General features: G+C 68.1%; 25 protein-coding genes. 14 read left to right on the top strand and 11 right to left on the bottom strand.

What is annotated here, in order from left to right; genetic code table 11:
* Positions 1 to 57: 57 nt before the first annotated feature.
* From D0D37_RS14705 to D0D37_RS14695, 3 genes are all read right to left on the bottom strand, one after another.
* Positions 58 to 1,596 (bottom strand): TIGR02677 family protein, encoded by a 1,539-nt coding sequence (locus D0D37_RS14705; RefSeq protein ID WP_116201086.1) that lies wholly within the window; start codon positions 1,594 to 1,596, stop codon positions 58 to 60.
* Between the two features lie 72 nt (positions 1,597 to 1,668).
* Entirely contained in the window at positions 1,669 to 2,874 is a 1,206-nt protein-coding gene (locus D0D37_RS14700; RefSeq protein ID WP_208719955.1) for a TIGR02679 family protein, read from the bottom strand.
* A gap of 55 nt (positions 2,875 to 2,929) precedes the next feature.
* Positions 2,930 to 3,802 (bottom strand): LysR family transcriptional regulator, encoded by an 873-nt coding sequence (locus D0D37_RS14695; RefSeq protein ID WP_116201136.1) that lies wholly within the window; start codon positions 3,800 to 3,802, stop codon positions 2,930 to 2,932.
* Positions 3,803 to 3,931: 129 nt separating this feature from the next.
* Here D0D37_RS14695 and D0D37_RS14690 point away from each other — a divergent pair, with 129 nt between their 5' ends.
* Genes D0D37_RS14690 through D0D37_RS14665 form a run of 6 tightly spaced genes read left to right on the top strand, consistent with a single transcriptional unit; the run spans position 3,932 to position 10,684 of the window.
* The gene (locus tag D0D37_RS14690; RefSeq protein WP_116201085.1) at positions 3,932 to 5,098 is read left to right on the top strand and encodes a CaiB/BaiF CoA transferase family protein; all 1,167 of its coding nucleotides are present in this window, start codon (positions 3,932 to 3,934) and stop codon (positions 5,096 to 5,098) included.
* A 3-nt stretch (positions 5,099 to 5,101) separates the two neighbouring features.
* Positions 5,102 to 6,274, top strand: a complete 1,173-nt coding sequence (locus D0D37_RS14685) for an acyl-CoA dehydrogenase family protein (protein ID WP_116201084.1) — start codon at positions 5,102 to 5,104, stop codon at positions 6,272 to 6,274.
* A 13-nt stretch (positions 6,275 to 6,287) separates the two neighbouring features.
* Complete coding sequence (locus D0D37_RS14680) at positions 6,288 to 7,451, top strand: acyl-CoA dehydrogenase family protein (protein ID WP_116201083.1); 1,164 nt, start codon at positions 6,288 to 6,290, stop codon at positions 7,449 to 7,451.
* 14 nt (positions 7,452 to 7,465) lie between these two features.
* Positions 7,466 to 8,323, top strand: a complete 858-nt coding sequence (locus tag D0D37_RS14675) for a 3-hydroxyacyl-CoA dehydrogenase NAD-binding domain-containing protein (RefSeq protein ID WP_116201082.1) — start codon at positions 7,466 to 7,468, stop codon at positions 8,321 to 8,323.
* Positions 8,320 to 9,801, top strand: a complete 1,482-nt coding sequence (locus tag D0D37_RS14670) for a CoA transferase (RefSeq protein ID WP_116201081.1) — start codon at positions 8,320 to 8,322, stop codon at positions 9,799 to 9,801. The genes D0D37_RS14675 and D0D37_RS14670 overlap by 4 nt, the downstream gene beginning before the upstream one ends.
* A gap of 1 nt (position 9,802) precedes the next feature.
* The gene (locus D0D37_RS14665) at positions 9,803 to 10,684 is read left to right on the top strand and encodes an SMP-30/gluconolactonase/LRE family protein (RefSeq protein WP_116201080.1); all 882 of its coding nucleotides are present in this window, start codon (positions 9,803 to 9,805) and stop codon (positions 10,682 to 10,684) included.
* Between the two features lie 41 nt (positions 10,685 to 10,725).
* Here D0D37_RS14665 and D0D37_RS14660 read toward each other — a convergent pair whose 3' ends face one another.
* Positions 10,726 to 11,325, bottom strand: a complete 600-nt coding sequence (locus D0D37_RS14660; protein WP_116201079.1) for a TetR/AcrR family transcriptional regulator — start codon at positions 11,323 to 11,325, stop codon at positions 10,726 to 10,728.
* A 126-nt stretch (positions 11,326 to 11,451) separates the two neighbouring features.
* Here D0D37_RS14660 and D0D37_RS14655 point away from each other — a divergent pair, with 126 nt between their 5' ends.
* Complete coding sequence (locus tag D0D37_RS14655; RefSeq protein WP_116201078.1) at positions 11,452 to 12,447, top strand: fumarylacetoacetate hydrolase family protein; 996 nt, start codon at positions 11,452 to 11,454, stop codon at positions 12,445 to 12,447.
* A gap of 2 nt (positions 12,448 to 12,449) precedes the next feature.
* Positions 12,450 to 13,391, top strand: coding sequence for an MBL fold metallo-hydrolase (locus D0D37_RS14650; RefSeq protein ID WP_116201077.1), 942 nt, complete (start codon positions 12,450 to 12,452; stop codon positions 13,389 to 13,391).
* A 4-nt stretch (positions 13,392 to 13,395) separates the two neighbouring features.
* Here the strand turns inward: D0D37_RS14650 and D0D37_RS14645 are convergent, their stop codons facing one another.
* Together D0D37_RS14645 and D0D37_RS14640 are read right to left on the bottom strand one after the other, a co-directional pair.
* Positions 13,396 to 13,779, bottom strand: a complete 384-nt coding sequence (locus D0D37_RS14645; protein ID WP_167493530.1) for a hypothetical protein — start codon at positions 13,777 to 13,779, stop codon at positions 13,396 to 13,398.
* A gap of 93 nt (positions 13,780 to 13,872) precedes the next feature.
* Positions 13,873 to 15,060, bottom strand: coding sequence for a cytochrome P450 (locus tag D0D37_RS14640; protein ID WP_116201075.1), 1,188 nt, complete (start codon positions 15,058 to 15,060; stop codon positions 13,873 to 13,875).
* Between the two features lie 222 nt (positions 15,061 to 15,282).
* On the opposite strand from D0D37_RS14640, the gene D0D37_RS14635 reads away from it, so the two are divergent.
* Positions 15,283 to 15,633 (top strand): antibiotic biosynthesis monooxygenase family protein, encoded by a 351-nt coding sequence (locus tag D0D37_RS14635; RefSeq protein WP_116201074.1) that lies wholly within the window; start codon positions 15,283 to 15,285, stop codon positions 15,631 to 15,633.
* A gap of 3 nt (positions 15,634 to 15,636) precedes the next feature.
* On the opposite strand, the gene D0D37_RS14630 is transcribed toward D0D37_RS14635, so the two are convergent.
* Complete coding sequence (locus D0D37_RS14630) at positions 15,637 to 16,236, bottom strand: TetR/AcrR family transcriptional regulator (protein WP_116201073.1); 600 nt, start codon at positions 16,234 to 16,236, stop codon at positions 15,637 to 15,639.
* Between the two features lie 98 nt (positions 16,237 to 16,334).
* Here D0D37_RS14630 and D0D37_RS14625 point away from each other — a divergent pair, with 98 nt between their 5' ends.
* Complete coding sequence (locus D0D37_RS14625; protein ID WP_116201072.1) at positions 16,335 to 17,354, top strand: hypothetical protein; 1,020 nt, start codon at positions 16,335 to 16,337, stop codon at positions 17,352 to 17,354.
* 32 nt (positions 17,355 to 17,386) lie between these two features.
* Positions 17,387 to 18,700, top strand: coding sequence for an MFS transporter (locus D0D37_RS14620; RefSeq protein WP_116201071.1), 1,314 nt, complete (start codon positions 17,387 to 17,389; stop codon positions 18,698 to 18,700).
* Here the strand turns inward: D0D37_RS14620 and D0D37_RS14615 are convergent, their stop codons facing one another.
* A complete protein-coding gene (locus D0D37_RS14615; protein WP_162834247.1) occupies positions 18,701 to 19,375 on the bottom strand; it encodes a TetR/AcrR family transcriptional regulator in 675 nt (224 codons plus the stop codon).
* A 55-nt stretch (positions 19,376 to 19,430) separates the two neighbouring features.
* Complete coding sequence (locus tag D0D37_RS14610; protein ID WP_116201069.1) at positions 19,431 to 20,063, bottom strand: TetR/AcrR family transcriptional regulator; 633 nt, start codon at positions 20,061 to 20,063, stop codon at positions 19,431 to 19,433.
* Positions 20,064 to 20,218: 155 nt separating this feature from the next.
* Between D0D37_RS14610 and D0D37_RS14605 the strand changes: the two genes are divergently transcribed.
* A complete protein-coding gene (locus D0D37_RS14605) occupies positions 20,219 to 21,205 on the top strand; it encodes a methyltransferase (RefSeq protein WP_341867983.1) in 987 nt (328 codons plus the stop codon).
* On the opposite strand, the gene D0D37_RS14600 is transcribed toward D0D37_RS14605, so the two are convergent.
* On the bottom strand, positions 21,202 to 21,762 hold the full coding sequence (locus tag D0D37_RS14600; protein WP_208719954.1) for a TIGR03086 family metal-binding protein: 561 nt from the start codon (positions 21,760 to 21,762) through the stop codon (positions 21,202 to 21,204). The two genes, D0D37_RS14605 and D0D37_RS14600, sit on opposite strands and share 4 nt — an antisense overlap.
* A 66-nt stretch (positions 21,763 to 21,828) precedes the next feature.
* Between D0D37_RS14600 and D0D37_RS14595 the strand changes: the two genes are divergently transcribed.
* Together D0D37_RS14595 and D0D37_RS14590 are read left to right on the top strand one after the other, a co-directional pair.
* Complete coding sequence (locus D0D37_RS14595) at positions 21,829 to 22,797, top strand: RNA polymerase subunit sigma-70 (RefSeq protein ID WP_244223515.1); 969 nt, start codon at positions 21,829 to 21,831, stop codon at positions 22,795 to 22,797.
* Entirely contained in the window at positions 22,791 to 23,945 is a 1,155-nt protein-coding gene (locus D0D37_RS14590; protein ID WP_116201067.1) for an AAA family ATPase, read from the top strand. The genes D0D37_RS14595 and D0D37_RS14590 overlap by 7 nt, the downstream gene beginning before the upstream one ends.
* 164 nt (positions 23,946 to 24,109) lie before the next feature.
* On the opposite strand, the gene ftsW is transcribed toward D0D37_RS14590, so the two are convergent.
* Positions 24,110 to 25,459 (bottom strand): putative lipid II flippase FtsW, encoded by a 1,350-nt coding sequence (ftsW, locus tag D0D37_RS14585; RefSeq protein ID WP_425266940.1) that lies wholly within the window; start codon positions 25,457 to 25,459, stop codon positions 24,110 to 24,112.
* Positions 25,460 to 25,595 lie beyond the last annotated feature (136 nt).

The raw sequence follows: 25,595 nt of genomic DNA, 5'->3' as shown, positions 1-25,595 counted from the left end.
CCGGGGTTGCCCGGGAGCCGACGGCATGAATAGCGATGATTCGCTGGCAAGCTGCGCTCATGAGCCGCCTCCGCTCGCCCGCCGGGCCTGGCTGCTGCCCGCAGTGCGGATCTCGATCTCGTAGTCGGGGCCGTGGAAGAGCCCGCGTGGAGTGGTGAGCCTTGCGACGGCTCCGTCGGCTGGCGGACGGAGCAGAATCTCGATCCGGCCGTCGGAAGTCGTGCTCTGCCGGACACCGCCTCGGCCCGGGGCGGTTCCGAGGGCGCGGCCGAGCAAGTCGAGCAGCCTTTCGAACACGGCGTGGTCGAGCCTGCCGAAGGCGGAGAGCCGGATCGGCCCGCCGGTGTCGAGCAAGTCCCACGCGGCTTCCAGCTCGGCTCGCTCCGCACGGGCCTGTTCCGCCCGCGCTGCCTTGATCGCGGCGACGTCGCGGACCTTGCCGGTGCGACTGAACCGTTCGGTTTTCCCCGACGTGCGCAGCAATGGGGAGACCTCGACCGGCGGAGCTTCTTCCCAGGACGTGCTCGAGCTGATCAGCTCGGGATCGGGATGGGCGAGATGCGCGTGCCGAGCCGGGCTGAGCCCGAAGACCGTCGACCACAACCGGTGCAGGTCGCCCTGTGCGGGGACGACGGCGAACCACCTGGCCAGCTCGCGGAAATCGGCCGCCGCGCTGCTGGCCCGCCGTCGCGACTCGGTGATCCGGTCGAGGACTTGCAGCAGCGTGATGATCGCGCGCCGGGCGACGGCATGCAGCTGCTCGGCCCGGGGCGTCGACCCGTCCGACGGCAGGAACCAGGCGCGGAGTCCGTCCCATCGAGCCCGGCGATGCGCCAGCCATTCGGGACCGGGATCGGCACCCGACAACCGCGGGAGATCCGCCCCGACCAGTGCGCGCTGGTGCATCAGCCCGACCCCGCGGTCTTCGACCCGCTGGATCCGGACGCCGATCGTGTGCCTCCGCTGCTCCAGATCGGTCAGGAATTCCTCGAGGTAGGCCACGGTGGACGCCTTGACCTCGTGGAAGGTGGCGAGGGTGGCTCCTTCCGAACGCAGCAACCGCTGCAGTTCGCCGTTGAACTGCTTGGTGTTCGCGCGCAATGCTTCGAGATGGCTTTCCAGTTCGGTCAGCGCGGTGAACACCCGGCGATCCGACCCCGCGTCCAGTTCGCGCGCCAGGTCGGCGAGCCGGTCGGCGATCGCGTCGAGAACCGCTGTCTGCAGCGCTCCGGCCGACGCGAGCATGCTCATCGCGTGCACGACGCCGGCGAACGCGGCTTCGCCTTGCCGCGTCAGGGAATACTGCAGGTTGCGCCGTTCGTACTCGGCGGCCGACCGGTAGTTCTCCGAGTGGTTTTGGACGATGTCGACGAGATGCCACGCGTGGAGCTGTTCCAGGGCGCGCCGGAGTTCCTCGTCTTCGAGCGCGTCGAGCCAGCCGACCGAACGCAGGCGGGCCCGGACGTCGTCCAGTCCGAGGGAAGTCTCCAGCCGCTCGTTCGCCTCGCCGAAAGCGTGCAGCACCGACACGTACAGCCCGGCCAGGTCTCCGCTGGTGAAGCGGAACATCTCAGGCGGGACACGGATCGGGTCCATGCGTCCTCCTGCCATCGTCACCGGCAACGGTACGGGAGGGCGCCGACAGTTCAGCCGGGCTGCTCCCGACCGCTAGCTCGGTTGGCTGACGATCTCGTCGAAAAGACTGTCGGCGACGCGTTCCTCCGGCACCGTTTTTCCTTGCTCAGCCAGGTGGATCGCCAGTTCCGGGTCCCAGGGGACCGGGGTCACCCTTCCGGCCGCGGGACCGTCGGCGACCGCGGCGAGGTAATCGGCGCTCGTCATCCGCCAGGGCTTCGCACCGGTACGGGCTACGACATTCGCGGCGATTCGCAGTCCGTCGCCATCGAAATCGCCGTGGTAGTACAGAGTTGTTCCGATCTGCGCTAATTGCTTCAGCAAGGCGACCCCGGCGCTGCTCGGCCAGCCAGAGGTGCAGACCAGCGGCGGACAGGAGCTGCCGAAGCGCGCCAGTGCGAGGGTCAGCACGCTGGGGTTCTCGAACACCCAGACCGCGCTCGGCGCGGCTGTCAGCCTGCTGCCGCGGAGGTGCTGCAACGTCACGACCGCTGCGGTTCCCGCGTCGTGGCACGCATCGAGGATCCGGCCGACGACGTGGTCTCCGGGGACCTGGAGCCCGGCCACGAGCACGGTTGACGACAGCTCGTCGTCCGCGACGCCTGCTCGCTCCCACAGCGCTCGGCGTTCCGGCGCGTCCGCTGGAGGCGGCACGTCGTAGATCGCGGTCAGCGCTTTGAGGACGAGATTCGCGGTGCGGGTGCCGTCGTCCAGCGCATGGGTCGCGTCGAGCACGGAATCGGCGAATACCGGCAGCGGCATCCCGGCGGCCGGCAGTTCGGAAAGCACGCGCAGCGCCCGTTCGAGTTCGAGCCGGGTGCGTTCGATCGAACCCTCGATCAAGCCGGCCCGGCGAATACCTGACGTCCAGGACCGCAAGGCTGGTTGTGCGGTGATCACGGGATGGCCGTCCAGCCAGGCCCACAGACTTTCGCGGGCTTCAGCGGCCGTCCGGCGATCCTCGGCGCGGTTGCCGATCGGGCCGACCAGCCTCGCGACGACTTCGCGCGCCCCGGCTCCGATGGCTTCGTGAAGGGTCTCGTCCAGCCGGGTCAGGGAGATGTTCGTGTACTCGCCGGGAAACTGTGCCAAGCCGAGCAGGTCGGCGACGGCCGTTTGCTGCTCGGAATCGAGCGGGCCGACCCGGACGCGGCTGACCGGAAGCCCGGACGAGAGCCGGGCGTGCACCGCTTGCCACACCGGAGCCAGCGCCGCGGGAAGCTCGCCGACGGAATCCACTGTGGCGAGTGTAGGGGTCGTGAGTGGCAATCCCGGTTAGAACCGGGATTGCCACTCACGAGACACGAGCGTGCCGCAGCACCTCGACCACCGGGTCCAGCCGCGTGTCGGCAGTCCGCCGGATCAGGAACGTGGTGAGCGTGGCGACCAGATCGTCGATCGGCAGGACCGCGCATTCGTTCGGGTCCAAGGCCAGTGCCGTCGCGGATTCGACCGGCGCGAGGGTGAAGCTTTTGGTGCTGCGCAAGAAGATCAACAGCCCGCTGACGTCGGAGAACTGCGCTTCCGGATCGACCAGCACGCCCCGGGCGGAGAGCTGTTCGGCGCGCCGGGAGCCGAGATCCCAGTGTCGCGGGCCCTGCAGGTACTGGAATCCGCGCAGGTCGGCGAGGGTAAGCGAGGTCCGGCCGGGGAACCGCGACGCGTCCACCACGGCACCGAGCGGCTCACGGTAAAGGACGATGGTGGACAGCCGGTCGTCGGAAGTGCCCAGATGGGACACGGCGAGGTCGAGCGAGTTGCTGAGCAGGGCCGATTCCATCCCGAGCGACGGCATCTGCCGCAGCGTGAACCGGTACGAGCCGTCCAGCGCGCGGATCGATTCGCTGAGCTGGCGGCGGTGCGCGGGGTTGAGCACGTCGGGGATGGCGAGGCGGACGTCAGCGCGCTGGTCGCGGGCGCGCATCCGGGCCGGGATGGCGTCGAAGCCCGAAACGACCGATTCGGCGAGCGGCAGCAGCGCTTCGCCCGCCTCGGACAGTCGCGTGTGGTGGGTGGAGCGGTCGAACAACGGTTCCCCCAGCTCGCGTTCGAGGTCGCGAATGCGCTGGCTGAGCGGCGGCACGGACATGTTCAACGCCCGCGCCGCACGGGTGAAGTTCAGCTCGCGCGCGACCGCGAGGAAGTACCGCAGGTGGTGGATCTCCACGCTGAGCAGCGTACCCACGGTGTTATCACCGTGGTCATACCGATCTGATGCACTCGGTCATTCCCTTCCGGTGAGCAAGCGCTTAGCGTCAGTGGTGAACCAAAGATCGTCAACGGGAGGACCGCGAAGATGGATGCCACCGGACCGCTTTCCGGGGTTAAGGTGCTCGACCTGTCGTCCGCGGTGATGGGCCCGTACGCCACGCAGATCCTCGGCGACTTCGGCGCCGACGTGATCCGGGTCGAACCGCTGCGCGACGTCGCCCGGCACTCGCCGGCCAACACCGGCCGCACGCCCGGGATGGCCCCGCTGTACATGCAGGTCAACCAGAACAAACGCAGCATCGAACTCGACCTCAAGGACCCCGCCGGCCGCGAAGACCTCTTCGCCCTGCTCGCCGACGCCGACGTCCTCGTCACCAACATGCGCGCCGCCGCGCTCGACCGGCTCGGCCTCGGCTACGAGCAGCTGCGCGAACGCTTCCCCCGCCTCGTCTACGCCCACGCGCAGGGTTTCGCGCCCGGCTCGTCGCGCGCCAACCGGCCCGCCTACGACGAGGTCATCCAGGCCACGTCCGGCCTGGTCAGCCTGCAGGACCGGGCGGGCGGCACGCTGCAGTTCGTCCCGACCTTCATCGCCGACAAGACCGCCGCGCTGTACCTGCTGAACGGCGTGCTCGCCGCGCTCTTCGACCAGCAGCGCACCGGCAAGGGCCAGCAGGTCGAACTGGCGATGGCCGACGCGATGATCGCGGTCAACCTGGTCGAACACCTGGCAGGCGACGTCTTCGTCCCGGCCGCCGGCGACGTCGGCAACCCGCTTTCGCTCAGCGACACGCACGCGGCGATGCGCACGGCCGACGGCGGCGCGATCGCCGCGGTGCCCTACACCAACGACGCGGTGCGGACGCTGCTGATCGGCGCCGGTCTCGACGACGTCGCGGCCGATCCGGCCTGGGACTCCCCGGTGATCGACCGGGAGATTTTCACCGCGGGAGTGGAGAAGGTCCTGGCCAACTCCGCCAGCCGCACCACCGCGGAGTGGGAGGAGTACCTGACCGCCCACGACGTTCCGTACGCGGTCGTCGTCGACATCGCCGACCTGCCGACCGACCCGTACGTTCGGGAAGTCGGGCTGATCACCGAGCGGGAACACCCGACCGAGGGCACGATCCGCGTCGTGGAGAGCCCGCTGCATTTCTCGCGGACCCCGGCCGGGTTCCGCAGGCACGCCGAACGCGCCGGAGCGAGCACCGCCGAAGTCGTCGGAGCCGTACGCACCACTGAAGGGGTTTGATCGATGGATCTCGAACTGTCTAAAGAGGACCTCGCGTTCCGGGACGGCCTGCGGGAGGTGTTCCTGGGTGCGATTCCCGAGGAAATCCGCAAGCGCAGCGCACTCGGCCTGATCACGCGCGACGACATCGTTACCAGCCAGCGGATCCTGAACGAGCACGGTCTGGCGGTGCCGCACTGGCCGACCCAATGGGGCGGCCAGGACTGGACCCCGACGCAATCCCACATCTACGCCTCTGAACTGCAGCGCAACGCGGTACCGCAGCCGCTCGCCTTCAACGCGAGCATGGTCGGCCCGATCATCGCCGAGTTCGGCAGCGAGGAGCAGAAGCAGAAGTTCCTCCCGGCCACCGCGAATCTCGACATCTGGTGGTCGCAGGGCTTCTCCGAGCCGGAGGCCGGTTCGGACCTCGCCGGGCTGCGCACCACGGCGAAGCTCGAAGGCGACCACTACGTCCTCAATGGACAGAAGACCTGGACCACGCTCGGCCAGTACGGCGACTGGATGTTCGTGCTCGCGCGGACCAACCCGGACGCGCCGCGCAAGCAGCAGGGCCTGTCCTTCCTGCTGCTGGACCTGAACACGCCGGGCATCGAGCGGCGTCCGATCAAGCTGGTCGACGGGTCCGCCGAGGTCAACGAGTTCTTCTTCGACAATGTGGTGATCCCGGCGGAGAACCTGGTCGGCGAGGAGAACAAGGGCTGGACGTACGCGAAGTTCCTGCTCGGCAACGAGCGCAACGGCATCGCCCAGGTCGGCACCGGACAGCGGATCTTCGCCGACCTCGCCGCCGCGGCCGCCGAACTGCCCACTGAGGACGGTCCGCTCGCCGGCGACGCGGAGTTCCGCGCGGCCATGCACACCGCGAAGACCACGCTGCTCGCGCTCGAGGCGACCCAGATGCGGGTCACCGCCGCTTCGGAGAACGGCCAGCCGAGCCCGGTGTCGTCGCTGCTCAAGATGGAGGGCACGCAGGCCCTGCAGGCGCTCACGAAGCTGCGCATGCGCGCGGCCGGTTCCGACGGCATGCTGCTGGACACCGAATCGCCGGTGAAGGCCGACGAGGCCGCCGTGGTGGCCGCGGCGCAGTACCTGAACCAGCGGAAGCTGTCGATTTTTGGCGGCTCCAACGAAATCCAGCGCGGCGTCATCGCGAAGACGATCCTCGGTCTGTAAGGGACGGCGACTCATGAACCTCGAATTCAACGAAGACCAGAAGCTGCTGTTCGAGACCGTCGACACGGCAGTCGGCCGCGGCTACCCGGCGGGCGGCCGCGCGGCCGCGACGAGCAGCGAACTCGGCTGGAACGACCAGGTCTGGAACACCCTCGGCGAGCTGGGTCTCGCCGGTCTCCCGATCTCCGGCGACCACGACGGCGCCGACGCCGGTCCGGTCGAGGTCTACGCGACGCTGGAGGCGATGGGCAAGCACGCGGCGGCCGAACCGCTGCTCGACGGCGTGTTCCTGCCGTCGTGGATCATCGCCGAGCTGGGCACCGACGACCAGGTCAAGGCGCTGCTGCCGGTGCTCGCCGCCGGTGGCACCACGATCGCGGTCGCGCACGCCGAGCCGGGACGTCCGTGGGGCGTCGCGCCGTCCGTGTCGGCGGCCGGTTCCGCGCTGACTGGCGTGAAGTCGCCGGTGCGCAACGCGGACCAGGCCGACAAGTTCCTGGTCACCGCGGTGGACGAGAACGGCCGCACCGGGGTGTACCTGGTCGAGGCGACCGCGGAGGGCATCACTCGCGTTGACGGCCGGGCCGCGGACTGGGGCCACACGTCGCAGGTCGAATTCGCTGGTACGCCAGCGGTTCTGCTCGGCACCTCGGACTCCGACGCGCCGGCCGCGCTGCGTCGCGCGTTCTCGCGGGCGCGGGTCGCGGTGACCGGCGAGGCGATCGGCCTGATGGAGACCGGACTCGCCATGACCGTCGAATACCTCAAGACCCGCAAGCAGTTCGGTGTTCCGCTGGCGGCGTTCCAGGCGCTTGTGCACCGCGCCGCCGACCTGTACGCGAAGGTCGAGTTGGCTCGTTCGCTGGCGCTGTGGGCCACCGCGACGGTCGAGGCTTACGACAACGGTGCGTCCACAGTGGACCTCGAGACGACGGCGGACGACGCGTTCGTGTTCGTGTCCGACGCGGCGACCGCGGCGGCCGAGGAGATCGTCCAGCTGCACGGCGGCATCGGAATGACTTACGAATCAGAGGTCGCGCACCACGCGGCGCGCCTCATCGCCATTACGGAGAGTTACGGCGGAGTGAGCGCGGCCCGGCGCCGCGCGCTAGCGTCGGACGCGTTGCTGACGCCGCCGAGCGCGCTGCTCAACAACGCGGACGCGGTCACCGCCTGAGAAAGGAGTGCGCCATGCCGGTCGTCGCGATCGTCGGCGCTGGGGTCATCGGAGTGTCGTGGGCTCGGCTGTTCGCCGAGGCGGGCTGGACGGTGCGGGTCACCGATCCGCGTCCGGACCTGCGGGAAATCGTCTCCCGGGACCTCGCCGGGCTGCCCGCCACGGCAGTCGCGGACCTCGCGGAAGCCGCTGACGGGGCCGACTTCGTCCAGGAGTCGGGCCCGGAGCGGATCGAGCTGAAGCGGGAAATGTTCGCGACGCTCGCCGCCGCCACGCGCGACGACGCAGTACTGGCTTCCTCCTCGTCGTCGCTGTTGCCCTCGGTGATCGCCGAGGGCAACGCGGCGGCCTCGCGGATCGTCATCGGGCACCCGTTCAACCCGCCTGAGCTGATGCCGCTGGTCGAGGTGGTGCCCGGAGTTTCGACCTCCGAGGAGACCGTGGAGAAGGCCGTCGAGGTCTACCGCGGGCTGGGCAAGAAGCCGATCACGCTGAAGAAGGAAGTGCCCGGCTTCGTCGGGAACCGGCTGCAGAAGGTCTTCAACGACCAGGCGATGTACCTCGTGCAGCAGGGCGTGATTTCCGCGGCGGACCTGGACGAGCTGGTCAAGGCGTCGCTCGGGCCGCGGTGGGCGACCATCGGGCCGTTCGAGAGCATGCATCTCGGCGGCGGCCCGGACGGGATCCGGCACCTGGTGGGGCACGTCGGCTCGCAGATGAAGTTCGAGATCGGCCGCCCGGACCGGGAGCACCTCGACGCGGTGATCGAGGAGGTCGAGCAGACCTACGGCGCCGCGGACACTTACTCCGCGCGCGTCGAAGCGCGAGACAACCGGACTCGCGCGCTGCTGGACGCGCTGGAGAAGGAATGACTCTCACCGAGCAGCTCGAAGCCGCGCTCGCCAAGCCAGCCACCACCGACGAGTACGACCTGCATCAGCCGCTGGCCGATCTCCTTGGCTCAGTGGGCCTGCAGGAATCCGACGCCGGCGGCCGGATCGAGTTCACCGGAGCCGACCCGGTCCTGCCGGGCGCACTGCGGCTGGCCGGGGCGACGTCCATCGCGCTGGCGGCGAAATCCGTTGCGGTGGCGAAGATCTGGCAGCTGCGCGGCGGACGCGGGCAGGACATTTCGATGGACCTGCGGACCGCGCCGCACCGGCTGTGCCCGTTCTACGACAAGAAGTGGGAACTGCTCGACGGCTACCCGCAAGGCGACCCGGCGCGCGTCGATCCCGCCTTCGGCACGGATCGGTTCTACTCCACTTCGGACGGACGCTGGGTGCACCCGATCAGCCCGTACCCGAAGCTGCGCAACGACGCGGCCGCACTGCTGGGCGTTCCCGAGCGGGATGCCGTGGTGCAGCAAGCGATCTCGCAGTGGAACTCGTTCGAGCTGGAGGAAGCCGCCGAGGCCGCGGGCGTCATCATGCCGGTGGTGCGCACGACCGAAGAGCTGATGGCGACCGAGCAGTACCAGTCGGTGCTGTCGGCGATGCCGCCGGTGATCGTCGAGCGGATCGGCGACAGCCCGCCGGAACCATTGCACCCCAACCCTTCGACGCCGCTCGAAGGAGTCCGCGCACTCGGCCGGGCACACATCATCGCGGGCGCTGGCTGTGGTCGGGCGTTGGCGCTGCACGGCGCGGACGTGCTGAATGTGTGGGATCCCGGCGAATACGAACTGCCGGTGCTGTATGCGACGTCCAATGTGGGCGTTCGCTCCACCCGGCTCGCCTTCCGCCGCGCCGCGGACCAGGAACGAATGCACTGGCTGCTGACCGGTGCCGACATCTTCTACGCCAACCGTCGCCCGGGATACCTTGCGCGCCATGGGCTTGACGCGGAGACCGCCGCCGAGATCCGCCCCGGCATCATCCACGCCGAGGTGACGCTCAACGGCGCCACCGGCCCGTGGTCCGGCCGCGTCGGCTTCGACCAGACGGCTGGGTGCCTGTCCGGCGTCATGCTGCTGGAAGGCGAGGGAGGCGTCCCCTCGCTGCCCGCGGTGCCGGTGGTCAACGACTACATCACGTCTTGGTTCCTGCAGTTGGGAATCCTGCGCGCACTCATGCTCCGCGCGGAATGGGGCGGTTCTTACCGAGTGCAGGTTTCGCTGACTCGAGTCGCCTTGTGGTTGCTGAGCCTGGGAATCTTCGACAAGGGCTACGCCGCCGAGGTCGCCGGTGCCGCGCCCGGACACGAGTACTTCGATCCCGAGACGTTCACCGCGGACACCCCGCTCGGCCGCTATCGCGGGGTCACCGAGCAGATCCGGATGTCGGAAACGCCGGGCTATTACACGAATCCTTTGATCCCCAGGGGATCGCACCGTCCAGAGTGGAGGTGACATGTTCAGCGAACTTGTGGTGCTGGGCATTCGCACCGGGACGATTTACCGCGTCGGGCTTCCCGACGGGCAGGTTACCCCGCTGTACAAAGACGCCGGTGTCTCGCCGGATGGCGTAGTTGTCGCCGACGGCACCGTTTATTGGACCACCATGGGCATGCCGACGCGTGATCCGTCGGTGCCGGGTGAAGCCGGTCTCGACTACTCCGCGCGCAACGGTGGCCTGCACGCGGTTTCCTTCGACGGCACCGGTGCGCGCGACGTTGTCCCGAATGGAACTCTGACTACCGGGAAACAGTTGGCGTACAACGGTTCCCTGTACTGGGGAGACCGGGAGGGGTGCCGGATCACTCGGGTGCGTCCGGATGGCACGGGACTCACGGACCTGATCGTGAACGAGCCGGACGACAGCGGGATGCAGGAATGCGTCGGCGTTACCGTGGACGCTACGCATCTGTACTGGACGCAGAAAGGCCCGGCTAAGGGCGGCGTCGGGCGGATTTTCCGTGCCGGGCTGGAGATTCCGCCGGGCGAGACTGCTGGTGATCGGTCTGACGTCGAGACTCTGTGGGATCACCTGCCGGAACCGATCGACCTGGAAATCCATGGTGGGTACCTGTATTGGACCGACCGCGGTGCGGCTCCGAAGGGCAACACGCTGAACCGTGCGCCTCTTCCCGGACCGGGGAGGAAGGGCGTCGAACCGGAGATCCTGGCGAGCGGGTTCACCGAGGCGATCGGCCTGGCGGTGGACGACGAAGTCGCTTACGTCTCCGATCTTGGCGGGCGGATTACCGCGGTGCCATTGAGCGGCGGCGAGTCGCGGGTGGTGGTGGACATGGGCGAGTTGCTGTCCGGGATCGCGGGCATCCGGGCCTCGTGAGTGTTTATCCCGGTTAGAACCGCGATAAACGCTCACGACACCTACTCCACCGCGATCCCGCGCAAAATCATCTCCACCAGGTTCAGCAAATGCTCCTGCAGATCGAACGGCGCGGCCTCGCTCTCGATCCACGAACTAAGCGTCCCGAAGTATGATGTAGCAAGCAGTAACCCAGCCTGCGCCGGATCGATGTCCGCGCGGATCTCCCCGGTCTCCTGCGCCCGCGCGACGAACGCGGCGAACTGGCGGGCCAGTTCCGGGTTGCCGAACACGTTGGTGGAGTGGATCGCCGCGCCCATGCAGGCGATGGTTTCCGTCCGGGAGTCGAGGCTGTTGCGCGCCAGTTCGATCAGGTAGCGGCTGAGCACCTCGCGCAGCGGCCGGTCCTCCAGGTTTTCGGCGCGCACCGCGGTCATCGCGCGTTCCCGCCGGCGCAGGCTCCACTCGTCCAGGAACGCCGTCTTGCGCTGGAAGTGGTTGAACACGGTGGCGCGCGCGGTGTCGGCGCGCTCGGCGATGTCCTCCATCGTGGTGTTGTCGTAGCCGCGTTCCACGAACAGCTCCACGGCCGCCTGGAACAGCCGGTCCCGGCGTTCGTGCCGCTGCCTCGTCCGCCGATCGCTCGTCGCCTGTGCCGTCATGTCTCGCAGTCAACCATCATTTCCTCGCGGCGCCTGCTGAACGGGCGCCCCTTGACGCTGCTTCCGCCGCGGCCTAGCTTGATTGGACGCAAGTCCAAATTTGAACTCCAGTTCAAGGAGGCGGCGATGCGGCTGGTCACCTACGAATCCGCGGGCACGGCCCGGCTCGGTGTGCTGCACGGCGACTCCGTCGTGGATCCCGCGCGGGTCTTGCGGGCGGCGAAAACCGGAACCGAAGTCCCGACCGAGATGGTCGCCTTTTTCGAGGGCGGCGCGGAGGCGCGTGGCCGGGCTGAGCAGGCGCTTTTGCTGGCAGATACCGCAGCTGACCGGGGCAATCCCCTGCTCGACGAGGGGCATCCGGCAGTGCTCCCGCAAGAAGAAGTCCGGCTGCTCGCCCCGGTGCCGAGGCCGCGCCGGATCCGCGACTACCTGACCTACACGCAGCACGCCTCGGGTTCCGGACTCGCTGTTCCGCCCGCCTTCGAGGCAATGCCGATCTGCTACCAGGGCAACGTCGAGACGGTGATCGGGCCGGAGGAGCCGTTGCTGTGGCCGTCCTACACCGAGCAGCTCGACTTCGAACTCGAACTTGGCTTCTTCACCTCTGGCGGCGGCAAGAACTTGACCCCGGCCGAGGCTGCCGGACGCATCGCCGGTGTCACGATTTTCAACGACGTCAGCGCCCGCGACATTCAGATGTTCGAGATGAGCCTGACTATCGGTCCGTCCAAGGGGAAAGCCTTCTGCACCGCGATGGGCCCGTGTGTGCTCACCATGGACGAGGTCGACGAATGGGCAGTGCAGATGTCGGCGACCGTCAACGGCGAGGTGTGGGCAGCCGGGTCCACAAAGGACCGGCAGTTCTCGTTCGCTGAGGTGCTCGCGTGGGCATCGCTGGACGAAGACGTTTACCCAGGCGAGTTTTTCGGGCTCGGCACCGTCGGCGGCGGATGCGGGCTGGAATTGGACCGCTGGATCCAGCCGGGCGACGTGGTGGAACTCGCCGCGTCTGGGGTCGGTGTGCTGCGAAACCCGGTGGGGCAACGGCAGGTCGCGCCGGAAGGTGCGGGATTGGCTTCGTATCAAGGTGCACCCGAGGTGCACATTCCTAGGAGGTAGGCATGCCCGAGGCTATTCCCTACGCCAAAGGACATCACCGGCTCACCGAACACTGCTCGGCCTGGCTGGTCCCGGACGGAACCTGGGGCTGGAGCAACGCCGGACTGATCGCCGGGGCAGGAGAATCCCTTCTCGTCGACACCCTCTTCGACGTGCCGATGACCCGGGAAATGCTGACCGGGCTGCAAGACACCACAATGGACAGTCCAATCAAGACAGTCGTGAACACGCACGCGAACGGAGACCATTGGTTCGGCAACGAACTGGTCGCCGACGCCTCGATCATCGCTTCCGAAGCCACGGCAGAAGAAATGCGCACCAACGGCCCCGACCTCATGCGCGGCTTGGTGGGACTGGACGGCCCGACAGGGCGCTTCGCCCAGCACATCCTCCACCCGTTCGACTTCGACTCCATCACCGCCACTCCCGCCACCCGGACGTTCGCCGAACAGTTGAAGCTCGACATCGGTGGCGTGGCAGTGGAAATCCGCTGTCTCGGTCCCGCGCACACCGAGGGCGACAGCGTCGTGCTGGTCCCCGACGAGGGCGTGCTGTACGCCGGGGACCTGCTGTTCATCGGCGGCACCCCGATCACCTGGGCGGGGCCGGTGTCGAACTGGATCGCCGCCTGCGACGCGATGTTGGCGATGGACGCCGAATTCATCGTCCCCGGCCACGGCCCGGTCACCGACGCCGACGGCATCCGCTCGGTCCGCGACTACCTGCAGTGGGTGCAAGCCGAGGCCGCCGACCGCCACCGCCGGGGGATGACCTCGGAGGAGGCGATGCGGGACATCTCGCTCGGCCGGTTCGCGGACCTGGACGAGCGGGGCCGCCTCGCGCAGAACGTGCTCGCCGTGTACTACGAACTCGACCCGGAGATGGAGCGCGTGGACACCCGGGAAGTGTTCCGCCGCATCGCCGAACTGGAAGGGTTCGCGTGAGCCGCTAACCCGCCACGGTCAGTATCCCGAGCGCCAGCAACACCAGCACCTTCACGGCTTCCGTTGCGAGGTAAACGAAATGCGCCGGGGATCGCGGCAACTCCGTACCTTCCGGAGCAGCGAGGACGCGGTCCGTCCGCCGGTTCAACGCCGGACGGACCGCCCCCAACTGCACGATCAGCACCACTGCCGCCACCGCCGCCAGCACCGTCACCGCGGTGCTCGGCTGCCCGGCTACCACGGTGATCGCCATCCCCGCCGCGAGCACAATCTCGGCGATGTTCAAGGCCCGGAACACGATCCGGCCGATGCCGAGACCGATCGGGATCGTCACCCCGGGCGCCCGGAACTTGAGCGGGGCCTCCAGGAACGAGATGGCGAGCACCATCCCGAACCAGACGAACGTGAAGGCGCCAATCAGCGCAACAGCATGCACAGCGCGGAAAACCTCGATTCCCGTGTTCGATCCGCCGCTGTCAGGCTACCTCCGTTGCCAGGTGACCGGCAGCCGCACCGGGCCGTAGATCGACGCGTCGTGCGGCAGTTCCACCTCGGCGAACGGCACCGCGAGCCGCAGGTCCGGGAACCGCGCGAACAGCCGGAACAGCGCGGTCCGCATCTCGACCCTGGCCAGCTGCTGCCCGAGGCACTGGTGCACTCCGTGCCCGAAGGCGAGCTGCCCGGCCGCCCGGCGCGTGACGTCCAGCTCGTCCGGGTCCGGGAACTTCTCCGGGTTCCGGTTGGCGACCGGCAGCGACATGACGACAGGGTCGCCCGCCTTGATCGTCACGCCGCCGAGTTCGACGTCCTCCAGCGCGGTGCGGATCGGGCCGATGTGGATCACGCTGAGGTAGCGCAGCAGCTCCTCGACCGTGCCCGCGGTGAGGTCCGGATCGGCCGTGAACTTCGCCAGCTGCTCCGGATTCTCCAGCAGCGCCAGCGTGCCGAGCGCGATCATGTTGCGGGTCGTCTCGAATCCGGCGACCAGCAGCATCATGCCGATGTTGGCGAGTTCCTCGTCGGTCAGCTCGCCGCCGAGGACGAGGTCGGACAGCAGATCGTCGCCCGGTTCCGCCCGCTTCTCCGCGATCTGTCCGGTGATGAACGCGACGACGCCCTGGGTCGCGTCGATCCGCTCGGCGATCGGAACGTCCTTGGAGAACATGATGGCGGTGTAGCGGCCGAACTCGTCGCGCCGTTCGTACGGAGCGCCGAGCAGCTCGCAGATCACCAGCGACGGCACCGGCCGCGCAAACGCTTCCACCAGGTCGACCGGACCGTCCGCGGCGGCCATCGCGTCGAGGTGGTCGTCCACGATCTCGGCGACGCGGTCCTCCAGCTTCCGCATCCGGTGCACGGTGAACGCCCCGGTCAGCAGCTTGCGGTAGCGGTGGTGGTCCGGGTCGTCCATCCCGCTGAAGACCCCCGGATCCGCCGGTTTCGGTTCCGGCAACGGGCCGAAGTCGAGCGGGATCTTCAACAGCTCCACCCGCGCGGACATCCGCCTGTCCGAGAGGACTGCCCGCACCTCCTGGTATCCGGTGACCAGCCAGCCCTCAGTGCCGTCCGGATACGTCAGCGGCTCGACCGGAGCCTGCGTGCGCTGGGCCGGCGCCGGATCGAACGGACACGCGCCCCTTTCGAGCGGGAGTCCTGCCTGACGGGTCATCGTCGCTCCTTCCCCTCTGAATAGTTCAGAAGGTACACAGCTTTCACAAACTTGTGAAGAGAATGGCGAGGCTGAAAGTGCGGCGAGTGGGGGATTCACTGACCTAGCCCAGCTTGCGCGAGGTGGCGGAGCCCAGGTCGGTCGTGCACTCCGGCTGGAGCCAGGAAGCACTAGCGTCGCCTATGCCGGATAGCAACGCTAGATCTCAAAGGGGTGCGGAAAATGCTCAACCTGCAGAGTCTCGACCCGGCCACGTCGATGTTCGCCCAGTTCGAAGAGAAGGCCGGACCGATCGTCCTGGCCAACACCTTCTTCGTCCCGGAGGGGCGGCTGGAATCGTTCCTGGACCTCTTCCGGAGGCAGGTCGCGTTCATGAAGGCCCAGCCGGGATTCGTCTCCGTGCGGATGCACCGGGGCATCGCGGGCAGTCAGCTTCTGATGAACGTCGCGGTATGGGAATCGACCGAGGCGCTCGCCACGGCGTTCGGCAGCCCGGAGTTCCAGCGCCTGGTGGCTGAGGCTTCCGACGACATCGTGTCGTACCCGCACATCTTCGAGCAGATTGACCTCTGAGCCCTAGTCCGCCTCCGCGGCGTCGAAAGCGGGAACGAGCGGTTCGAGCATCCGCCGCAACAGATCCGGCAGCGAGCCGGACACCACGACCAGACCGTTGCCCGCGGGTCGTGTCCACTGCTCCAGCGCGACCCGCACCGCCGCCGCGACTGAAGCGGCCAGTACGCGCGCGGTCTGCGGGTCGCCGATCCGGGCCGCGATCGCTTCCTGCAGCGGGTTTTCCAGCGCGGCCGGAGCGTCGAGGAAAGCCGTGCGCAGGCCGGGGTTCGTGGTGATCAGCAGCAATGCGTCGCGGCTCTGCTCGCTGGGATCGGTGTACTGCTCCGTGATCGCGTCGACGATCGCCTTGGCCAGTGGGGTGTCCGGCAAGCGTTCGGCGACGGCGGCGGCGATCCGGCTTTCGCGGTCCGCGGTGACCGCGGCGACGATCGCCTCTTCGCGGCTGGAGAAGTAGTTGTTGTAGGTCCGCGGGGAAACCCCGGCGGCCTCGGCGATGTCGTCGACGCGCACGTTCGCCGCCCCGTGTTCGAGCGCCAGCCGCAGCGCGGCCTCGCGCAGTGCGACGCGGGTGGCCTGCTTCTTCCGTTCGCGCAATCCGGTCACGTGCTCAGTCTCGCAGGGTTCGTGCGCCTACGCAAACTTGCGTGCACGCAAGTTTGATGCGTATGGTGGGCGGCGTCCCCGAACGAGAGGAAACCGCCATGCGCGGCAAGGGAATGACGTACGACACCGGGTTCGTCCGCAATGGACGGTCGTCGCGGGAGAGCTTCGAACCGGAGGTGGTGAAGCGCGAGCTGGCGATCATCCGCGACGACCTGCACTGCACCGCGGTACAGGTCGTCGGCGGCGATCCGGACCGGCTCGAGCAGGCCGCGCGGTGGGCGGCCGACCTGGGGCTGGAGGTCTGGTTCTCGCCGTATCCGCTGGAGCAGTCCCACGACGAGATGCTCGCCCTCTTCGCCGACTGCGCGACCCGAGCGGAACGCCTGCGCGCCACCGGGGCGAACGTCGTGTTCGTGACCGGCGTCGAGCTGAGCATCATGAATCACGGCTTCCTGCCCGGTGAAGACCTCGCCGAGCGGCTCGGGCTGCTGTTCGCCGAACCGGACGGCCGCGCTGAGCGGCTCGCCGAGGTGAGCAAACGGCTCGACGCGTTTCTCGACACCGCCGTCAAGGTCGTGCGGCACCGGTTCCGCGGCGCGGTCACCTATGCGTGCATCCAGTACGAGCGGCTGGACTGGAGCCGGTTCGACTTCGTCACGATGGAACTCATTCGCTCCGCCGAGGTCGCCGACATCTTCCAGGACGGCGTGCGAACCCTGGTGGCGCAAGGGAAACCGGTCGCGATCACCGGATTCGGCACGGCGACCTGGCGCGGAGCGGGCGACGTCGCGCCGCAGAGCATGGAGATCACCGAGTACGACAAGGAAACCGGCGATCCGCTCCGCATCGACGGCGAGTACGAACGCGACGAAGCCGGACAGGCCACGTATCTGCGCGAGCTGCTGGAGATCTTCGACGAGGAGGGAGTGGACAGTGCGTTCGTGTTCCTGTTCGCGCTTTACAACTATCCGCACCGGCCGGGCGGCAACGATCTTGATCTAGCCAGCTTCGGCCTGGTGAAGGTCCTGGAGGACCGCTCGGGCACGACATACCCGGGGCTGAACTGGGAACCGAAGGAAGCGTTCACGGCGGTCGCGAAGCATTACGCAAAGCCTTGACTCGGCAGGGTCCGGACAGGTGAGATCCGGACATGCCGACGAAGACGAGCGCACTGGGCAACCGGGTCATGGCCAAGGCGGCGGTGCGGGTCATGCCGCTGCTGATGCTGCTGTACTTCGTCAACTACCTGGACCGGGTCAACATCGGGTTCGCCGGTCCGAACGGGATGAACAAGGAACTCGGCCTGACCGCGACGGCGTTCGGGCTCGCGTCGGGGATCTTCTTCATCGGCTATCTGATTCTTGAGGTGCCGAGCAATCTCGCACTGCACCGGTTCGGCGCGCGCCGCTGGATCGCGCGGATCATGATCACCTGGGGCGCGGTGGCTGTCGCGATGGCGTTCGTGCCGAACACCACGACGCTGGTGGTGCTGCGGTTCGTGCTCGGTGTCGCCGAGGCGGGGTTCTTCCCCGGCATCATTTTGTATCTGACGTACTGGTTCCCGGCGGCGCAGCGGGCGAAGGCAGTCGCGCTGTTCATGTGCGCGGTGCCGGTGTCGAGCGCGATCGGCTCGACTGTCTCCAGTCTCCTGATCAGCGGCGGGCACGGCATCTTCGGCCTGTCCGGCTGGCGGTTCATGTTCCTGGTGGAAGGCGTTCCGGCGATCCTGCTGGCCGTCGTCACGTGGTTCTGCCTGAGCGACCGGCCGGAAACCGCGAAGTGGCTGTCCGCCGAGGAACGCGACTGGCTCACCAGCGAACTCGACGCCGAACGCCGCGCCACCGAAGCCGAACACCACTGGCCGCTGCGGAAAGCGCTTACGCACCCGCGGATCCTCGGGCTGGCGTTCGTGTACTTCGCGGTCGTCTACGGCCTGTACGCGCTGGGTTTCTTCCTGCCGACGATCATCGCCGGGTTCGGGGAGGAGTTCGGCACCAAACTGACCGTGCTGCAGGCGGGTTTGGTGAACGCGATCCCGTACGTCGCGGGTGCGCTGGTGATGGTCCCGTGGGCGCGCCACGGCGACCGGACCGGGGAACGGACGTGGCACGTCGCGCTGCCGATGCTCGTCGGCGGCGCGGCGATCCCGGTGGCGCTGTATCTCGGAAACCCTTACGCCACCATGACCGCGGTGACCATCTGCGCGATGGGCGTGTGCGCGGCACTGCCGACGTTCTGGGCGCTGCCGTCGAACTTCCTGTCCGGCGCGGCGGCCGCCGGCGGGATCGCGTTGATCAACGCATTGGGCAACTTGAGCGGGTTCGTCGCGCCGTATATGACGGGCTGGCTGCGCGATCTGACGGGTACGCAGCGGACCGGGTTGTGGGTGGTCGGCGCGTGCATGGTGGCTGGAGCCGTACTGGCGGTGGCGTTGGGGGCGAAGCCGCGCGCGTCTCGCCGGTGATCAGGAGGCGCGGCAGACCCGGTCCGTCAGCACTTGTACTTCGGTCTCGAACAACGCGTCGGCGTCGAGGCCCATCGCGGTGAAGCCGCCGCCGATTTCGAGGCTGACAAAGCCATGCAGCCGCGACCACAACGCGACTGCCAGCTGATGGTTCTCGGTGTTCGCGCGCCGGGCGTCGAGCACTTCCTCGTTCTCATACGCAGTCGGCTTCTCCGCGGCGGTGGAATCGAGGTGGTGCAACGCCCCGAGCACCACGCCCATCAGCGACCGAGCCGCTTCGGCGAGCGGCTTGGCGTGCGCGTCGTATCCGGGAAACGGTGCCTTGAACAGCAACTCGTACCGATGCGGCTCTTCCCGCGCCCAAGCCCGGTAGGCGGCGGCCAGCAGCCGGATCCGCGCTTCCGCGTCGGGCGCGTCGGTGTCGAGCGCGTTCGCCATCGCCTCGCGGAGGTCGTGGTACGCGTCGATGACCAGGACGGTCAGCAGCTCGTCGCGGCTGGAGAAATAGCGGTACAGCGCGGGTCCGGAAACGCCGAGCTGCTTGGCGATGGCGTTGATGGAGATCGCCTGGGCGCCCCCGGCCGCGAGCTGGTTGAGCGCGACGAATTTGACCTCCTCGCGCACCTGCTCGCGGAACCGTTCGCGCATCGGCTTGCGGGTGCCTGCTGCGGGCATCCCCACCTCCTTGACGACGCCCGACGGTAACATGGCCGATCGTTCGGAAGACCTTCTAACTGTTCAACCGAGCCTCGAAAGCCTGCTCGACGTCGTCGCGCCCGAGGGCGGGACCGGGTACTTCGATCGGTCCTTCGGTCGCGATGCCGTTGAGGAAGTGCGCGATCTGCCGTCTCGCCAGGTGGGTCCAGTCGAGGACCGAGGCTTTCGGCTGCGTGAGCAGGGTGCTGAACGCGACGAGGTCGGTGGCGTTGATCGCGCCGCGGATGCTGCCGTCCTCGCGGCCGGTGGCGAGGAAGAAGTCGAGCCGTCGGTAAATCGACTTTCGGGCGGCTACCGCTTCTGGGGTGACGAGCGGGGGCCCGCCGTGCAGTGGAAGGACGAGCTGGTCGGCGAGGTCCACGGTGCCTTCGAGATAGCAACGGACCTGGTCGAGGCCGGTGCTGTCCTCGTCGATCTGGTCGAGCAGGCTGTTGAGCAGGCCGTAGGCGCGGTGCTCCAAGGCGTGCAGGAGCGCGTCGCGGTCGGAGTAGCTGCGGTAGAGCGTGCCGATCCCGAGACCGGCCTCGGCGGCGATGGCGGCCAGCGGGACATGGCGGCCTTCGCGAAGCATCGCCGCGGCGGCCGCGACGAGCAGCCGTTCGCGGTTGGCCTCCGCGTCCTTGCGGACCTTGCGCGGGCGGGACATTGAGACTCCTTGCGGTGCCTGGACACTGCCCGCCAGCTTAGGGCAATCGGTATAAGCGGACGGAATGTTCCGGATTTTGTGTCGTGTTGTCCGGCTGCGGATTCCGTTGTCTCGCAGGGAAAAGTCGGTTGACCAGGCTGGCAAGGTGGAGTCACGTGAGTGATGACGCGAACCACCTTCTCCGTGCCGCCAGTCTGGCGACTCCGATGGCGTTGCGAGTCGCGGTAACGCTGGGCCTGCCCGACCGGCTGCGCGCTCCCGGCACTGTCGACGACGTCGCCGCGGAACTGGACCTCTCGCCGATCGCGCTCGACGTCCTGCTCGGCCACCTGGTCACGCTCGGCGTGGTCGAACGCACCGACGACGGCTACCTGACCACTGCGTACGGCGCGAATCTCTGTCAGGACAAGGAAAACGGCGTGGCCAACCTCCTGCACCTGGACCGCGCCGCCGGTCGAGCCGAACTCGCTTTTGTCGAGCTGGCGCACAGCATCCGTACCGGCGAAGCGGCTTACTCCCGCCGGTACGGCAAGGATTTCTGGTCTGATCTCTCCGAGCAACCGCACCTGCGGCAATCCTTCGACCAGCAGATGACCAACCGATTCCGCACTGAAATCCCGCAAGTGGTCAGCGGAATCGACTGGTCTTCCTTCGAGTCGATAGTCGACGTCGGCGGCGGCCGAGGAGATTTGCTCGCCGCGATCCTCGAAGACAATCCAAAACTGCGCGCCCACCTGATCGACCTCGAACCCACCGCAAGCGAGGCCCGTGCCGCCTTCGCCGCCCGCGGGCTCGCCGACCGGGTCGAGGTGCGCGGCGGCAGCTTCTTCGATCCACTCCCGTCCGGAGCGGATGTCTATGTGCTGGTGGACATCCTGCACAACTGGGACGACGAGAACGCTCGCCGCATCCTCCAAAGGTGCGCGGAAGCGGCGGGCCCGTCCGGCCGGATTCTCGCCATCGAAGCGGTCAGCGGAATTCACGCGCGTACCGAAATGGACCTGGTCATGCTGGTCCATTTCGGCGGCCGCGAACGACGCATTGAGGAATTCCGCGCACTCGCCGCTTCCGCTGGCTTAGTAGTGGAATCAGCCGCGCCGTTGACTGACCAGCGAGGTCTGCTGGAATTCCGCGTCGGCTAATTCGGCGATCGCCCGAGCAGCGCGGCCAGCCGATCCAGCGGCGACGCGTCCTCAGCGACCGGAACCGGCGGCGCGAACGGGCTCCGCTCCGGCGGAAGCTTGGCCAGTTGAGCCGCGCTGCACGCGATTTCCCGCTCCACTAAGGCGTCCTCGAACTTCGGCTCCTGACCGGTGGCGCGAGCGAGGTCCCAGCCGTGCACGAGTTCCTCGACGATCCGCAGATGTGCCGCGGCGATCCCCGGAACCGTCCCGGCGGGGACCTCGAAGACCTGCTCCAGCACCCCCGGCTGCCGGAACGCGGCGAGCAGGCCGGCGGTCGCGTCCCGATAGGCAGCGACCGGATCGTCCCCGAGCGCGTCCGAAGAACGAGGATCCAGCGAGCCGCTGGCCTCGCCGCGCAGGACGGCGGTGAAGAGCCGGTGCCCGAGGACCAGATGGTTCACCAGTTCGCGGACAGTCCACTCCGGGCACGGCGTCGGCGCGTCCCAGCGAGACACGCCAGCGACCAGCTCGCCGGCAGAATCGAGGACGGCGGCCAGATCGTCGACAGGGTTCATCGTTTCACCTTTCACAGGGGTCGCCAGTAAAGACACCGCCCGCCCCGGAAACGGAACGGTGGCAGGATGCGAAGGGTGGGCCAGGACATCCTCGATCGCGCACGCGCCGGAGACGCGCACGCCTTCCGCGAGCTGGTCGAGCCCTACCGGCACGAGCTGCAAGTGCACTGTTACCGCCTCCTCGGGTCCCTCACCGACGCCGAAGACCTGCTGCAGGAGACGCTCCTCGCCGCCTGGCGCGGGCTGGACGGCTACGCCGGTCGAGCCTCGGTGCGCGCCTGGCTGTACCGCATCGCGACCAACCGATGCCTCAACGCCCTCCGCGACGCCGGCCGTCGCGTCCCGGCCGAACCGTCGCCGCCGTTCACCCCGACCGAGCCCACCCGCCGCACCGAGGTGACGTGGCTGCAGCCCGCGCCGGACGATCCCGCCGCGCACTACAGCGCCAAGGAAACCTTCGAGCTGGCGTTCGTCGCGGCCCTGCAGAAACTCCCGCCGCGCCAGGCCGCCGTCCTCGTGCTGCGCGACGTGCTCGACTACTCCACCGCCGAGGTCGCGGAGATGCTGGACACCAGCTCCACCGCGGTCAAAGGCGCTCTGCAACGCGCGCGGGCCCAGCTGCGCCAAACTGTCGAACCTGCTCCACCAGCACCACGCGAGCGGGAGATCGCACAACGATTCGCGGACGCGTTCAGCGAGGGAGACGTCGAAGGCGTTGTCGCGCTCCTGACCGACGACGGCTGGCTCGCCATGCCGCCCGCGCCGCACGAATACGTCGGCCGGGAAGCCGTCACCGCGTTCCTCGCCAGGTTCGGCGAATGGCGTGGCACCCGGCAGTTCCGCCTGCTCCCGACGCGCGCCAACACCCATCCAGCCTTCGCCTGCTACCTCACGGAACCCGACGGAACTGTGGCGCATCCCGCGGGAATCCTCGTCCTCGAGCCGTGGGGCGACCGAATCCGCACTGCCACCTGGTTTCTCGAAACCGCGTTGTTCCCCCGCTTCGGCCTGCCCGCGGAGGTGCCGGCGTGCTGACCACCCTGGCGATCCAGAACTACCGCTCGCTGCGCGATCTGGTGCTGCCGCTGTCGCAGCTCACCGTGATCGTCGGAGCGAACGGCACCGGCAAGTCCAGCCTGTACCGCGCGCTGCGCCTGCTCGCCGACGCCGGACGCAACGGCGCGGTCGCCGCTCTCGCCGGGGAAGGCGGCCTGCCGTCGACGCTCTGGGCCGGTCCGGAGACGATCAGCCGAGCCGTCCGCGAGGGCCGGTCGCCGGTGCAACCCTTGCAGCGGACCAAAGCGGTCGGTCTGCGCCTCGGCTACTCCGGCGACGAATTCGGCTACGCCCTCGACTTCGGCCTGCCCGTGCCCACCGATACGGCCTTCAACCTGGACCCCGAATACAAACGCGAATGCGTCTGGCACGGCCCAGTATTACGCCCGTCCGCGCTGCTGGCCGACCGCTCCGGCACGAGAGTCCGCATCCGCGACGAGTCCGGATCGTGGGTCGAAAGCGGCCACTCGATCGCGCTCACCGACAGCATGCTGAGCGAATTCGCCGACCCGCGGCAGTGCCCGGAACTGCTGATCGTCCGCGACCGAGTCCGCGCGTGGCGCTTCTACGACCACTTCCGCACTGATGCCGGCGCCCCCGCTCGGCAAAGCCGAATCGGCACCCGCACTTGGGCCTTGGACCACGACGGCGGCGACCTGGCCGCAGCCCTGCGCACCATCCAAGAATCCACTGACGCTGACGCCCTCTCCACCGCGATCGACGACGCCTTCCCCGGCTCATCCGTCGAAGTGGTCACCGCCGACGGCAGATTCGACCTCCGCTTCCACCAACACGGCTTGCTGCGCCCGCTGAGCGCCGCCGAACTCTCCGACGGGACCCTGCGCTACCTGCTGTGGGCGGCGGCACTGCTCAGCCCACGCCCGCCGGAGCTGCTGGTGCTGAACGAACCGGAAACCAGCCTGCATCCGGACCTGCTGCCAGCGTTGGCCGCATTGATCACTGCCGCGGCGAAGAAGACGCAGCTGCTGGTGGTGTCGCATTCCCAGCTGCTGGTGCGGTTTCTGGAGGATGCCACAGTACTGGAACTGGAAAAGGACTTCGGCGCGACGGTGGTGGCTGGGCAGGGGCGGCTCGATCAGCCGCCTTGGCATTGGCCGAAACGGTGAACCCCGGCGATACGGCCGATCCGTAAGCATGCGCGTTCTGACCGTTGTTTAACGTCCGTGAGGGGAACCCTGAGGGAATCAGAGTCCCTCAGGGTTCCCCTCACGGACCGTAAACCGCCCGCGCGACGTCCTAGGCGGTGCTCTCCACTGCCGCAGGGTAAGAGTCAGCGAGGCCGCACCGGTCGTCGTGCGCGAGTCGTCTTCCCCGAAGCCCGGACCGGCCGATACGGCTCCGGCACCGGCAACCGCAGAACCCGCCCGATCTTGCCCGGCCCGAGATGATTCAGGTCCGCCACCGCGGCGGGCTCATGCCGGGCGCAGCTGGCGAGCACGCCGAACAGGAACATCGTCACGATCAGCGACGTCCCGCCGTACGACACCAACGGAAGCGTCACCCCGGTAACCGGCAGTGCGTTCACGACGTACCCGATGTTGACCGCCGCCTGCGCGACCAGCAGCACGGTGATCGTCGCGGCGACGATGCGGATCCACGGGTCCAGGTTGCGCGTCGCGATCCGCAGGCCGACCAGTGCGAGCCCGCCGAACAGCAGCAGCACCACCGCACAGCCGAGGAAGCCGAGTTCTTCGCCGATCAGCGCGAAAATGAAGTCGTTCTGCACGTTCGGCAGGTACTTCCACTTCGACGCGCCCTGTCCGAGCCCGACGCCGAACAGCCCGCCCTCGGCGAGTGCGTACTGCGCCTGCACCGCCTGGTATCCGGCGCCGGAGGTGTCCGCGTCGGGGGAGAGGAACGACAGCACGCGCGCGAGCCGGTAGTCCGCGACCAGCGCGAGCACCACGAACCCGCCGACGCCGCCGGCCAGCAGCGCGGCGAACAACCGTCCCGGCGCGCCGGAGAACCACAGCAGCGACAGCAGCACGATGCCGAGCGAGATCGTCCCGCTGAGGTTCGGCTGCGCCATCACCAGGGCGAACATCAGCAGCGCGACCGGCACCAGCGGCACCAGCAAGTGCCGCCAGTGGTGCAGCAGCCGGGCTTTCACCACGAGAATGTGCGCGCCCCACAAGGTCAACGCGACCTTCGCGACCTCGACCGGTTGCAGCGTCAGCGGACCGAGCGCGAACCACCGCTGCGCGCCGTTCACCTTCGCACCGAACGGGGTGAGCACCAGAGCGAGCAGCACCAGCGTGACGAGCATCAGCATCGGCGAGAGGGACCTGATCCGCCGCAACGGAATCCGCAGCCCGGCCCACAGCGCGACCAGGCCGATGAGCACGAAGATGACGTGCTTCTGGAACGTGCTGTACACGCCGCCCGGCTGCGCCGAGGACGCCGACAGCACCATGATGACGCCGAGCAGCGTGAGCAGGCCGCACAGCGCGAGCACGAGGTGGAACGACGCCAGCGGCCGGGACAGCCAGCCGACGATCGCGACCGGAACCCGGCTTCGTCTGTTCCGTGTCGTAGCCACCCGAGCACCGCCGTCCGCCGATTTTCGGCGCGGGAAAGAACGCGCCGGACCGATTATGCCTGCGTTGTCCTGATAGGACATTGAGGCGCGCGGAGTGTCCGTGCTCTCATTCGCGGTGCTGAAGTTATTTCACGCAAGGGATTCCGCCTCTGCTCAACGCCGGCGGGGGAGCCGGGGCGGGGGCTGTCCCTTAAACACATCTTACGCGGCCGGCGAA

Origin of the sequence: Amycolatopsis circi, assembly GCF_003385235.1 — a bacterium.
GTDB lineage: Bacteria > Actinomycetota > Actinomycetes > Mycobacteriales > Pseudonocardiaceae > Amycolatopsis > Amycolatopsis circi.
Note: the sequence above shows the minus strand (reverse complement) of the source record. Positions and strands in the feature narration are given on the sequence as shown.